Origin of the sequence: Actinomadura sp. HBU206391 (genome assembly GCF_014323665.1) — a bacterium.
Taxonomy (GTDB): Bacteria; Actinomycetota; Actinomycetes; order Streptosporangiales; family Streptosporangiaceae; genus Actinomadura_C.
The window spans coordinates 1-12,023 of sequence record NZ_JABVEB010000175.1; the positions used below are offsets into that span (position 1 = coordinate 1).

Below are 12,023 nucleotides of genomic sequence, written 5' to 3' on the forward strand. Positions count from 1 at the left end.
CGACCGGACCTCGATCCGCGGGTGACAATCGCGGATGACGTGCAGACCTTTCAGTCGGCCGATGGTGTTCACTCAGGGCTAGCCGGTCAATGGTGCGACTCGAGTTCGTCGAGGTAGGCGGCTGCGGCGTCAAGCTGGTCTTCGTTGAACACTCGGATGCCGTTGCGCTCGAGAAGCGCCGTCGTGACTCCGAAGCCGGGCATGGAAGTGCCGGTGAAGCCGCCGTCGTAGATGCGCCCGCTTCCGCAGGACGGGCTGCCCTCCTTGAGCACGGCGATCCGCACGGCGTATCGCTGAGCGACCTCCAGGGCCTCCGCGGCGCCCTGCGTGAACGAGGCGGTGACGTCGATGCCGTCAGCGGTCCGCACTCGTGCGGTTCCGTCCAGCACCGCGGTGCCATCGGCCGCCGTACGGCCGGCATCCGCGGGCGACCCGGCGCCGCCGGGACCGGATACCGGCGAGATCTCGGCAGCCGGCCGGGGGACGGGCAGGCCGCCCGACACCTCGGGGCAGCAGGACAGGAGCCGGCCTTCCGCTCGCCAGCGCGCGAGGATCTCGTCGTCGCTGCGTTTCGCGGTCCCGTCGTACCGCACCGGCCGGCCCAGCAGGCAGGCGCTCACAAGGATGCGTTCCACTCCTCCACAGTAGTCCTCGTGGTGGGTCCTCGTGCTGCCGCCGACCTGGGGTGAGCGGCCGGCCGACGGGTTGGGTCTCGTGGGCGCGTTTCTATGCCATGACTTGGCCGAGCGCATGAGAAGGCCGCCTTGCGGCGTCCCTGTGCCGCCACGAATAGTGAAAAGGGCCACCTAGCTCCTGGAGTCCGCCATGGTCCTGCTCGGTCGCCGGCTGCCTGAGGCGCCGGCGCGCCGCCGCCCACGCGGCTCGATCGTCGTGTCGTGGCTGACGTCCACCGACCACAAAGTGATCGGCCACTTATATTTGATCACTTCGTTCGCGTTATTCATGCTGGCCGGCCTGATGGCCACGTTGATGCGGGCAGAGCTGCTGGCTCCGGGCATGCAGCTCATGAACCGCCAGCACTACAACCAGCTGTTCAGCATTCACGGCACCATCATGCTGCTGCTGTTCGCGACGCCGCTTTTCGCCGGGTTCGCCAACGCGGTGATGCCGTTACAGATCGGCGCGCCGGATGTCGCGTTTCCGCGGCTCAATATGCTGAGTTACTGGCTGTTCCTGTTCGGCGCTCTCATCATCCTCGCCTCGTTCTTCACCCCGGGAGGGGCGGCTGACTTCGGCTGGACGGCGTATGCGCCGCTCAACAGCATCGAACGCAGTCCAGGCATCGGCCCGGACCTGTGGATCGTGGGACTGGTGTTGTCGGGTTTGGGGACCATCCTCGGCGCCGTCAACTTCGTCACCACGATCATCTGCATGCGGGCACCCGGCATGACGATGTTCCGCATGCCGATCTTCTGTTGGAACACCCTGCTGACCAGCCTTCTCGTGCTCATGGCGTTTCCGGTGCTGGCGGCGCAGCTCCTGGTGTTGCTGGCCGACCGCAAGTTCGGCGCGCATGTCTACGACGGGGCGAGCGGCGGCGCTCTGACCTGGCAGCACCTGTTCTGGTTCTTCGGACATCCCGAGGTCTACATCGTGGCGCTGCCGTTCTTCGGCATCGTCACCGAGATCTTCCCGGTGTTCAGCCGGAAGCCGGTGTTCGGTTATGTCGGCCTGGTCGCCGCCACGATCGCCATCGCAGGACTGTCCATGACCGTGTGGGCGCACCATATGTTCACCACCGGACGGGTCCTGTTGCCGTTCTTCGCCTTCATGTCCTACCTGATCGCGGTACCGACGGGGGTGAAGTTCTTCAACTGGGTGGGCACGATGTGGCGGGGGCAGCTGTCCTTCGAATCGCCGATGCTGTTCTCGATCGGGTTTCTCGTGACGTTCCTGTTCGGCGGCCTCACCGGCGTGATACTGGCCTCGCCGCCGCTCGACTTCCAGGTCCACGACAGCTATTTCGTCGTCGGGCACTTCCATTACGTGTTGTTCGGCACGGTCACCTTCGCCATGTTCGCCGGCTTTTACTTCTGGTGGCCCAAGCTGACCGGCAAGATGCTGAACGATCTGCTGGGGAAATTTCACTTCTGGAGCCTGTTCATCGGCTTCCACACGACGTTCCTCATCCAGCACTGGATGGGCGCCGAGGGCATGCCGCGCCGGTACGCGGACTATGCCGAGGAGTTCAGGCCTGAGCATGTCGTCTCCAGCATCGGTGCGTTCATCCTGGCCCTGTCGACGCTGGTCTTCCTCTACAACATCTATGTCACCGCGCGACACGCCCCGCGGATCGCCGCGGACGATCCCTGGGGGTTCGGAAATTCGCTCGAATGGGCGACGTCGTGCCCTCCGCCGCGGCACAACTTCCTCTCGATTCCGCGGATCCGCTCAGAGCGACCGGCGTTCGACCTGCACTACCCCACGCAGCGCGAGATCGAATAGCCGTCCGGTGGCTCCGCGCACCGGCCGGCCGTTCAGCCCACCTGGCGGCGGTAACGGGCGACGGCGAACCGCGCGGCTCGTGCGGCGCCGCCCGGGGACAGCCGGGCACCGCGCCAGGCCGCGCGGCCGGACGCGGGCGCGACGATGAGCGCCTTGTTGCGCCGGATGCCGTGGAGGATGTCCTTCGCCAGCGCCTCGGCCGGGTAGAGGCGAGGCTGCGCCTGCTTGGCGAAGGTCCGGATGTTCTTGCTCATCTCGGTCTGCGGTAGGCCGGGGTTGCCGGCGGTGAGCAGCGGCGTGTCCACGAATCCGGGGCAGATCACGCTGACCTTCACCCCGCGCTCAGCGGCCTCGGCGCGAAGGCCGAGGCTGAGGCCGACGACGGCGAACTTCGTCGCGGTGTACGGGATGCCCATCGGCATGGGCACCAGCCCGGCCAGCGACGCCGTGTTGGCGATGTGCCCGTACCCCTGTTCGAGCATGATCGGGTACGCCGCGTGCACACCGTGCACGACACCGCGCAGGTTGACGTCGATGGTCTTGTTCCAGTGATCGAGCGTGAGCTCTTCGGCAAGCCCGCCCACAGCGATGCCCGCGTTGTTGAAGACCAGGTCGAGCCGCCCGTGCTCGGCCTTGACGGCCTGGTAGTGATCGGTGACGGCGACGGCGTCGGTCACGTCCAGAGCGGTCGCGAACGCCTTGCCCGGACCCTGCTCGGTGAGCGCCTCGGCCACCTCGGCCACACGGTCGCCGTCGAGGTCGGACACCGCCACGGTGTCGCCACGGCCCACCAGTGCGGCCGCGAGAGCGCGCCCGATGCCGGAGGCGCCGCCGGTGATCACCACGACGCTCATTTCGCCTCCTCCCGCCGGCCGGCCTTTGCACCGGCCGCGGCCGTCGCCGCCGACGACGACGCCCGGGGGCGGGCGTGGGGGCGGTCGGCCGTACGGCCCGCGCCGGGTTCGTCCCAGATGCCGTTGGCTCGCCAGAGCCGCTTGCTGACGGGCCCGACGAGCCCGAGTTCGATGGCGAGTTCACGGAGCTTGCCCACGCAGTCGCGGATCTGGGCTCGGGCCGGCGGGCTCTGGTAGGCCTCGCGGACCACGTCCTTGGGAATGCCGTAGTGGCGCACCATCGGGCCGGGGGGCGACAGCATGATGCGCGCCATGATGCCGAGTACTCCAGGTGTGAGCAGGCCGAGCACCTTGCGGCGTACCGGGTTCATCCTGGGCACCCGGTGCTTGAGGTAGTGCCGGGCGAAGGAGATGTGGCGCGCTTCCTCGGCGATGTGGATGCGCACGATCGTCTCGGCGAGCGGGTGCATCTTGTGCCCGCTCTTGAGCGTCTTTCGCTGTACGTAGTCGATCGGGTCCTCGCCGCCCAGGACGAAGATGAAGAACATCTCGGTGGACAGTCTCGGAACCCACGGAACGATCTGCGCGAGGAGGTCCAGTGATTTCGGCATGCCCCGGATCGGCAATCCGCTCCGGTTGACGAACTCCTGGAACATCATCGAGTGATGCCCCTCTTCGACCAGCTCATGCATGGCGTAGCGGTACTCGGGGGAGCCGTTGCGCAGCTTGTAGGCGTAGGTCAGCAGCCCGCGCTGGAGCAGGTTCTCGAACTGCAGCCCGATCTTCATGGCGGTGGCCATCCGCCACAGTCCGATCTCGGCCCGGACCTCGACGGGCTGGGACCGGTACCACTCGGTCGCGCCGAGCTGGTCGGTCGGAGGCAGGACCCACCGCGGGTCCTTCGGGTCGACCTGGCAGTCGGGGTCGTCCCACGGGACGTCGGCGTAGGCGTCCCAGTGCTTGTCGACCGAGGCCTTGGAGAGCCGGTCGATCACGCTGACGTAGGAGGCGCGGTCGCTCACCTTCTCGCGCAACTCCTCGCTGAGGCCGGTGGACGGTCCGGTCATGGGAGGCTCCCTTCACCCGGGGTGGCCGGAGGGTTCGGTACGAGGACTCTGGCGACGCTCTTGATGTGCGCCAGCACTGCGGCCTGGTGGCCGTGGGCGTCGCCGTCGAGTGAGTTCTGCAGAGAGAGCCCGACGAACATCGCGAAGACGGCGCGCACCATGGTGGCGGCGAAGTCCTCGGGCAGCGTGGTGCCCGGGAAGAGCCGCTCGAAGGTCTCGAGGATGACCTGCAGGACGCGATCGTTGATGTCGAGACAGAGCGGCTTCAGCTCGTCGTCGGTGCGGGCGGCCACCGAGAGCTCGAGCAGCGCGAGTGCCGATGGCTGCCGGAAGACGTTCCAGAGCAGGTCGAGGGCGCCTTCGACGTTGCGCCGCTCCGGCGGCAGGATCGCGTACGCCTGCTCGTAGGCCAGCCGCTGCCGTTCCAGCAGATGTTCCATCGCGGCGGCGACCAGGCCCATCTTCGTGGGGTAGTGGTGCTGCTGCGCCCCCCGCGAGACGCCTGCGCGGCCGGCCACCTCGGTGGTGGAGGTGCCCGACCAGCCGAGCTCGACCAGGCAGTCGACCGTGGCGTCGAGCAGGCGCGTCCGGGTTCTCGTCCGGCGCTCCTCCTGGGTGCGGCCGGCGCCGTGGTCGTTGTCGCGCCGGCGGCTGCTCTTCGGCATGCCTCGACGGTAGGAGACGTACATACATGCAATCAAGCCTGCTTGTATGTCGTGAGGGTCACACTATTGGACCTTGCGTCTATTTGGCCGTTAGTGGCGATAACCGAGGGGAGCCTGGGGCCGAGCGCGGCTAAGGTTGCCTTCATGCAGGTCATCCAGTCGGACAAGCTCGCGAACGTCTGTTACGACATCAGGGGCCCGGTGCTGAAGCGGGCCAGGCAGCTTGAGATGGAGGGGCACCGCATCCTCAAACTGCACATCGGCAACCCGGCGCCGTTCGGATTCGAGGCCCCGGAGGAGATCCTCCAGGACGTCATCCGGAACCTGCCGGACGCCCACGGCTACAGCGATTCCAAGGGCATCCTGGCCGCCCGCCGCGCCGTCGTACAGCACTATGAGCAGGTGGGCGTCGCCGACCTCGACGTCGAGGACGTCTACCTCGGCAACGGGGTGTCCGAACTGATCGTCATGTCACTGCAGGCGCTGCTCAACAACGGTGACGAGGTGCTGATCCCGGCCCCCGACTATCCGCTGTGGACCGCCGCGGTGTCCCTGTGCGGCGGCACGCCGGTGCACTACGTGTGCGACGAGGCGCAGGACTGGAACCCCGACCTCGAGGACATCGCCGCCAAGATCACCGACCGTACGAAGGCGCTGGTGATCATCAATCCGAACAACCCGACCGGCGCGGTCTACTCGCGCGAGGTGCTGGAGGGCCTGGCCGAGCTGGCCCGTGAGCACAATCTGCTCCTCTTCGCCGACGAGATCTACGACCGGGTCCTGTACGACGGCGCCAAGCACATCAACATGGCCTCGCTCGCGCCGGATGTGCTGTGCCTCACCTTCAGCGGGCTGTCGAAGGCCTACCGGGTGTGCGGCTTCCGCTCCGGGTGGATGGCCGTGTCGGGCCCGAAGGACCATGCCGGGTCCTACATCGAGGGGCTCGAGATCCTCGCGAACATGCGGCTGTGCCCCAATGTGCCGGGCCAGCACGCGATCCAAGCGGCGCTAGGCGGCCGGCAGAGCATCAAGGACCTGGTGCTGCCCACCGGGCGGCTCGGCGAGCAGCGCGACCGCGCCGCCAAGCTGCTCAACGACCTGCCCGGGGTGAGCTGCGTGAAGCCCCAGGGCGCCCTGTACGTCTTCCCGCGCCTCGACCCGGAGATGTATCCGGTGCAGGACGACGCAAGGTTCGCCCTCGACCTGCTCGAGCAGCAGAAGCTGCTGGTCGTGCAGGGCTCGGGGTTCAACTGGCCGCACCCCGACCATTTCCGCGTGGTCACCCTGCAGCGCGCCGACGACCTCGAAGATGCGATCGGCCGGATCGGCGAGTTCCTCGCCGGCTACCCCGCCTGAGCCGTATCTCGCGGCGCGAACGTCCTGGTGCGAACGCGCCACCGGTGTGAGAATCGGCTCATGGCGGGCGGCGCGCATCAGGCGGACCGGCTCACCGGGGTACGGCTCCGGGAGGCGATGCGGCTGATCAGCGCCGGTGACCTCGAGGGCCACCGGCTGATGCGGCGGCTCACCGGAGCCGGGCAGGTGCCCGGACCGGGTGAAGAGGCGGACCCCGAGGTACGCCGGACCTCCGAACTGCTCCACTCGCTCGACGAGGCGCGTCGTGCCGGAGACGACGTCCAGGCCGTCCGGCTCCGGCGCGAGGTGACCGAGACCTGTTCCCCGGGTCTCGTCGAGGCGCTGCGGTGCCTGTCCTCGCTGGACACGGGGATCGACCGGGGATGGTTGCCGGCCGCGGACCATGACCGGCTCACCGCATGGGACCACCTCGGCGACCTGGGCCTGAGCGCCGTCATCGAGCGGATCGAGCGGATCGAGCGGCGGACGGTCTGACTCGTACGCCATCGGCGCGCTCCGCGGCAAGTGGAGCGCCACGGCACGTCCCTGTTCAGTCCGCGTCGATGCGGCGGAGCGCGGCCCGTACGACGGCGGGGTCCGTGGTGGTCCAGAAGGGCGGCAGGGAGGACTTCAGGAAGCCTCCATAGCGGGCGGTGACCAGCCTCGGGTCGAGGATCGCCACGACGCCCCGATCGTCCATCGAGCGCAGCAGGCGTCCCGCGCCCTGCGCCAGCAGCAGGGCCGCATGAGTCGCCGCGACCGCCATGAAACCGTTGCCGCCGTGTGCCGCCACGGCGCGCTGCCGGGCCGACGACAGCGGATCGTCGGGCCGGGGGAACGGAACCCGGTCGACGATGACGAGCTGCAGCGAGGGGCCGGGCACGTCGACGCCCTGCCAGAGCGACAGCGTGCCGAACAGCGAGGTGCGCTCGTCCTCTGCGAACCGCTTGACCAGGAGCGAGGTCGAGTCCTCGCCCTGGCACAGCAGCGGATGGTCGAGCCGGTCCTTGAGCTCGTCCGCCGCCTGCCGGGCGGCGCGCATCGAGGAGAACAACCCGAGCGTACGGCCGCCTGCGGCGGCGATCAGCTCCGCGATCTCGCTGAGGTAGACCTCGGGCAGCCCGTCCCGTCCCGGCTGCGGGAGGTGCTTGGCGACGTAGAGGATGCCGGCCCGTGGATGGTCGAACGGCGATCCGACGTCGATCCCCGACCACTTGAGCTCTTTGCCCTTCTTCTGATCCTTCCCGGCGTCCTCCTCGGCGTCCTCGGCCTTGGGCGACGCGGCATCGGCGTGCGGCGCGCTCTCGGGCCCGGATTCGGTTCCGCTCTCGGAATCGGAGTCGGAATCGGCTACGGAGCCGGGGCCGCTCTCGGGGTCGGGTCGGGGCTCGGGGCCCGGTTCGGGCTGCACGGCGGACGCCTCGGCGACGGCTCCGGTGTCAGGGGTCTCGAGCGGAGGCAGGCCCCATTGGCGGGCCAGCGGCTCGAACGACCCGCCGAGGGTGAGGGTCGCCGAGGTCAGGATCGCGGTTCGCGTCTCGAACAGGCTCGCGCGCAGCAGTCCGCCGACCCCGATCGGCGCGACGCGCAGCGTGGGCGGCCGCCTGCCCTCGAAGTGCTTGTCCAGCCAGACCACGTCCCAGCGCTTGGCGAGCTCGGCCTCGAACGCGCCGAGCAGCCGTACGGCGGTGTCGTGCACGTCCTCGACCGACGACCGGGCGGCCCGCCGGGCGGCGAGGTCGCCGGGGTCGCCGTCCTTCGGCTCGGGGCCGAGCGCGGTGACGCAGGCGTGTGCGGCGTCGCGCAGGACGGCGAGGGTATCGCCCAGCGGAGCCGGCAGCATGTCCATCCGGCCGGCCTGCTGCTCGTTGAGCAGCAGCTTGAGGCTCTCCGCGGCCTCCTGGAGCCGGTCGGCCAGGCCCTCCTCGATCAGCCGGCCGCACCTGCGCGCGGCGGTCTCGACGGCGGCCGCGCTCAGGTCGTCGGTGTCGACCGAGGTGACCTTGTCCACCAGCTCGTGGGCCTCGTCGATGACCACCACGTCGTGCTCGGGCAGAACGTGGAACTCCTCCAGCGCGTCGATGGCGAGAAGTGCGTGGTTGGTGACGACGATGTGGGCGTCGCCCGCCTCGGCACGGGCCATCTCGGCGAAGCAGGTGGTGCCGTGCGGGCAGCGCTGGGCGCCGAGGCACTCCTTGGCGGTGACGGCGACCTGGCGCCAGGCCTGCTCGCCGACACCCGGGACCAGTTCGTCGCGGTCGCCGGTCCGCGTCTCGTCGGCCCAGTCGTGCAGCCGCTTGATCTGGCGGCCGAGGCCGGACAGCGCCTGCGGGTCGAACAGGCCCTCCTCGGGGTCTTCGGGCGCGCCGGTCTGCACGCGGTGCAGGCACAGGTAGTTGCGGCGCCCCTTGAGGATGGCGAAGTTCAGCTTCTTTCCGAGCAGCGGTTCGAGGGCCTCGGCCAGCCGGGGCAGGTCCCGGTCGACGAGCTGCTGCTGCAGCGCGATCGTCGCGGTGGACACCACGACGGTGGTGTCGGCGGCGACGGCGTGCCGAATGGCGGGGACCAGATAGGCCAGGGACTTCCCGGTGCCGGTGCCCGCCTGCGCGGCGAGGTGATCACCGGACTCGATCGCGTGCTCGACGGCCTCGGCCATGGTGACCTGCCCAGGTCTCTCCGCGCCCCCGATGGCCTGGACAGCGGTGGCCAGCAGGGTGGCGATGTCCGGGATCTCGGCATCGGAGTCGGTGAGACGTGGGGCTGCGGAGGCGGCGGGGGCGGGCACGGCAAAAACGTTACCGCCCGTACGGGCTCCCCGTGCCGCAAGACGCCGAGGTGGCAGCGCGCGGCGCGGCCGGGGGCGCCCGGCTGTCACCCGGCGTCGTCGCAACGGGGCGGGATGCCGTCAGGCCCGCCGCGGGCCCCGAGCCGTCCTCCGGCTCCGGGCCGGGGCGGCCGAGCCTGCGGGTTCGATGTCCGCGTCGCCGGTATCGCCGGCGGTGTGGCGGGATCTCTGCCGTCTCGGCACCGTGGCCCGGAGCACCAGTTCCAGCGCGAACCGTGCGTCCGGATCGTTCAGCTGGTCACCGATGGTCCGTTCGAGTTGCCGGATCCGGTACCGCACCGTCTGCGGATGCACGCGCAGGCGCTCGGCTATCTCGGTCGCGGTGCCCCGTGTCTTCAGCCACGCGCCGAGCGTCTCGGTGAGCCGATGCCGCCGCTGCGGGGTCAGATCCGCCAGGCTGGCGAGCCGGCGCCGGGCGAGCTGGTCGACCAGCGCGCTGTCCGACTGCAGCAGGAGTGTCACCAGGTGGTCCTCGCACATGAACGTCCGGTCGTCGTCGATGATCCCGGCGTGCGCTAACGCGAGAGCCCGCCGTGCCCAGCGCAGTGAGTCGGCGGCGTCGGCGACGGGCACGGTGAGTCCCACGGCGGCCCTCCGCATCGCGAGCGCGGCGTCGAGCCTGGCCCGGCGTCCGACGTCGGGCGCCCCTGGCAACAGCAGGTGCGGTTCGGGGCAGGCGAGGTCGGCGAGGACGTCGTCGTCGAACGGGGGACGCACGCCGGTGCGGTCGTCGGCCTGCACGGCGACCAGCGTGACCTCCTCGGGCAAGGTCCAACCGGCCAGCTTCGCCAGCTCGGCGATCGCCCGAGGCGGCGCCGCCGGGCGTTCCAGGATCAGGTGCAGGAGCCTGCGGCGTCTTTCCGCAAGTTCCTCGGCCGAGTTCGCCTTCGCCTCCTGATAGCCCTCCAGGGAGAGTGAGGCGAGCTGATCGATGTAGACGAACAGGGCGTCGGCCAGCAGCGACATGACCGACGAGGACAGGTCGTTGCGCTTGCCGACCTTCATCGCCCGCCGCCAGGCGACCTGTGCGCCGAGCCGGTAGGCGGCCTGCAGGCTGTCGAGGCTCCTGCCCTCGTACGCCTCGAACTGGCCGAGCCTGCGGCACGTCTCGTCGAGCCGGTCGTGTGGGGCCGAAGGCACTGCGACCTGCTCGACGAACGTGGTCAGAGCCCGTTCGACGCCGAACCGCAGAGCCTGTCCGTACGGTCCCTCGATCGGACGCGCGTACTCGGGGATCGTACGGCGGATCTCAGTGATGATCTCGGTCGAGAGACTCGGCAGTTCCGGACGCATGATCGTGGCGAGCTGCCGCGGGAGTACGACCGATGGTTCGTCGGGCCCGCTCGGCTCGGAGGCCTGCGTCATCGAACCCAAACTCCGTCCCCGCCCCCCTTCGGCCCGGTGTCCCGCCGGGCGGCATGTCATCCGCCCGCGGCGGTCCTGAGCCACGACCGGCGAGTACCACGTGGCCGGCCCGGAGCGGGAGGCGTGGCACCAGGGCCCGGCACGCGCGGAGCCGTGATCCAGAACACAACGAAGGTAACCCAGGACGTAACTCAGGAATAGACGAATCCCGGCGCTCTAGGCGGTTATTGACGCTATGCGTACGAGTGCTCGCGGAACGCAGCGCGACGACTCGATCAGGGTGGGCCGTCCCGTCGAAGGCCACCCGGCGGGCCGCGCCGCGCCGGAAAGAACTCACTCCTCAACAAAAATGAGGCGGCATTCTGTTGAGTCGGTGACAAAATTGCGGACAACGGCGAGAGGGTCGTCAAATTCTTGTGCAGCGGCCCTTGCGGCGCATTTAACGCATAGGTAATCTACCGATCAGTAGCAACCGATCGTGATAATTCGATTCTATCTCCAGGCATGGGCCTGGTGGCACAGAGCCAGAATTGCGTGGCGCGGCCCCCACGCTTTCTGGGCCTGTCGACCAGCTGTTCGTCCAACCTCTCGTCGTGATGTTCTCCCGGGCTGCCTGGCCGCGGGAACGTCGCAGATAAAGGAGCGGCCCGTCGAAATGAGCTGAGCGCTGTAACGAGCATTGTCGCCCTTCCAACGGTCGATGTGCGTGCTCGTGACCGGTACCCACCCGCAACCAGGCCCCCGGCTTGGTCGCCGTGAGGCGCCAGCCAAATTGATCATGGAGGAACAAAGTAATGCGCACACTGGTAGCCGGTTCCCTCTTCACGGGCGTCGCGGCCGTCGTTCTCGGCCTGAGCGCTCCCCCCGCCTTCGCCGCCACTTGGACGATCTCCGGCAGCACGGGTGCCGGCGGCGCCTACACCGCCACCGCCGGTACCACCACGTTGAGGGACACCAACACCGGCGCGACCCTCTCCTGCTCGTCGGCGTCGGCCGGCGGCGCCATCCCCAACGGGACGTCGGCGACGGGTGCGGGCGTCGGAACCATCACCTCGTCAAGCTTCACCAACTGCACGGGGCCCCTCGGCATCACGTTCACGGTGACGCAGGTCGGCACCTGGAACATCAACGCCGTATCGCCCAACGCCACGGCGGGCGTGGTGAACGGGACGATCACGAACGTCAGCGCGCGGCTCGCCGGCTCGCTCTGCTCGGCGAACGTCACGGGCGGTGTGCCCGGTACCTACGACAACAACACGGCACAACTGTCGGTGAACCCCACGGCCCCGAACCCGAACAACGTGTCCCTCACCGTCTCGGGCGTGAGCGGTTGCTTCGGTCTGCTGAGGAACGGTGACACGGCCACGTTCACCGGCACGTACAACGTCGCGCCGAACACGATCAG

General features: G+C 69.0%; 10 protein-coding genes. 4 read left to right on the forward strand and 6 right to left on the reverse strand.

Annotated features, from left to right (window positions below; translation table 11 throughout):
- Positions 1-86: 86 nt before the first annotated feature.
- Complete coding sequence (locus HKK72_RS29535; RefSeq protein ID WP_187237718.1) at positions 87-635, reverse strand: DUF523 domain-containing protein; 549 nt, start codon at positions 633-635, stop codon at positions 87-89.
- 190 nt (positions 636-825) lie between these two features.
- Between HKK72_RS29535 and ctaD the strand changes: the two genes are divergently transcribed.
- Positions 826-2,466, forward strand: a complete 1,641-nt coding sequence (gene ctaD / locus HKK72_RS29540) for a cytochrome c oxidase subunit I (RefSeq protein WP_187237719.1) — start codon at positions 826-828, stop codon at positions 2,464-2,466.
- A gap of 32 nt (positions 2,467-2,498) precedes the next feature.
- Here the strand turns inward: ctaD and HKK72_RS29545 are convergent, their stop codons facing one another.
- The 3 genes from HKK72_RS29545 to HKK72_RS29555 are packed head-to-tail and all read right to left on the reverse strand — an operon-like array spanning position 2,499 to position 5,052.
- Positions 2,499-3,320, reverse strand: a complete 822-nt coding sequence (locus HKK72_RS29545) for an SDR family NAD(P)-dependent oxidoreductase (protein ID WP_187237720.1) — start codon at positions 3,318-3,320, stop codon at positions 2,499-2,501.
- Positions 3,317-4,387 carry an AurF N-oxygenase family protein gene (locus tag HKK72_RS29550; RefSeq protein ID WP_187237721.1) on the reverse strand — a complete coding sequence of 357 codons (1,071 nt, stop codon included), beginning with the start codon at positions 4,385-4,387 and terminating at the stop codon, positions 3,317-3,319. The genes HKK72_RS29545 and HKK72_RS29550 overlap by 4 nt, the downstream gene beginning before the upstream one ends.
- Entirely contained in the window at positions 4,384-5,052 is a 669-nt protein-coding gene (locus tag HKK72_RS29555) for a TetR/AcrR family transcriptional regulator (protein WP_187237722.1), read from the reverse strand. The genes HKK72_RS29550 and HKK72_RS29555 overlap by 4 nt, the downstream gene beginning before the upstream one ends.
- A gap of 144 nt (positions 5,053-5,196) precedes the next feature.
- Here HKK72_RS29555 and HKK72_RS29560 point away from each other — a divergent pair, with 144 nt between their 5' ends.
- Both HKK72_RS29560 and HKK72_RS29565 read left to right on the forward strand, forming a co-directional pair.
- Positions 5,197-6,408, forward strand: a complete 1,212-nt coding sequence (locus tag HKK72_RS29560; protein WP_187237723.1) for a pyridoxal phosphate-dependent aminotransferase — start codon at positions 5,197-5,199, stop codon at positions 6,406-6,408.
- A gap of 60 nt (positions 6,409-6,468) precedes the next feature.
- Positions 6,469-6,903 (forward strand): hypothetical protein, encoded by a 435-nt coding sequence (locus HKK72_RS29565; protein WP_187237724.1) that lies wholly within the window; start codon positions 6,469-6,471, stop codon positions 6,901-6,903.
- A gap of 55 nt (positions 6,904-6,958) precedes the next feature.
- Here the strand turns inward: HKK72_RS29565 and HKK72_RS29570 are convergent, their stop codons facing one another.
- Entirely contained in the window at positions 6,959-9,193 is a 2,235-nt protein-coding gene (locus tag HKK72_RS29570; RefSeq protein ID WP_187237725.1) for an ATP-dependent DNA helicase, read from the reverse strand.
- 120 nt (positions 9,194-9,313) lie between these two features.
- The gene (locus HKK72_RS29575) at positions 9,314-10,618 is read right to left on the reverse strand and encodes a helix-turn-helix domain-containing protein (protein WP_187237726.1); all 1,305 of its coding nucleotides are present in this window, start codon (positions 10,616-10,618) and stop codon (positions 9,314-9,316) included.
- Positions 10,619-11,412: 794 nt separating this feature from the next.
- Between HKK72_RS29575 and HKK72_RS29580 the strand changes: the two genes are divergently transcribed.
- The coding region (locus tag HKK72_RS29580) for a hypothetical protein (RefSeq protein ID WP_187237727.1) at positions 11,413-12,023 on the forward strand (611 nt) is incomplete at its 3' end.

Bases quoted from the DNA above. Each gene is read 5' to 3' on its own strand.
- ctaD (WP_187237719.1), top strand. From the start codon at position 826: ATGGTCCTGCTCGGTCGCCGGCTGCCTGAGGCGCCGGCGCGCCGCCGC.
- HKK72_RS29545 (WP_187237720.1), bottom strand. From the start codon at position 3,320: ATGAGCGTCGTGGTGATCACCGGCGGCGCCTCCGGCATCGGGCGCGCT.
- HKK72_RS29550 (WP_187237721.1), bottom strand. From the start codon at position 4,387: ATGACCGGACCGTCCACCGGCCTCAGCGAGGAGTTGCGCGAGAAGGTG.
- HKK72_RS29555 (WP_187237722.1), bottom strand. From the start codon at position 5,052: ATGCCGAAGAGCAGCCGCCGGCGCGACAACGACCACGGCGCCGGCCGC.
- HKK72_RS29560 (WP_187237723.1), top strand. From the start codon at position 5,197: ATGCAGGTCATCCAGTCGGACAAGCTCGCGAACGTCTGTTACGACATC.
- HKK72_RS29565 (WP_187237724.1), top strand. From the start codon at position 6,469: ATGGCGGGCGGCGCGCATCAGGCGGACCGGCTCACCGGGGTACGGCTC.
- HKK72_RS29575 (WP_187237726.1), bottom strand. From the start codon at position 10,618: ATGACGCAGGCCTCCGAGCCGAGCGGGCCCGACGAACCATCGGTCGTA.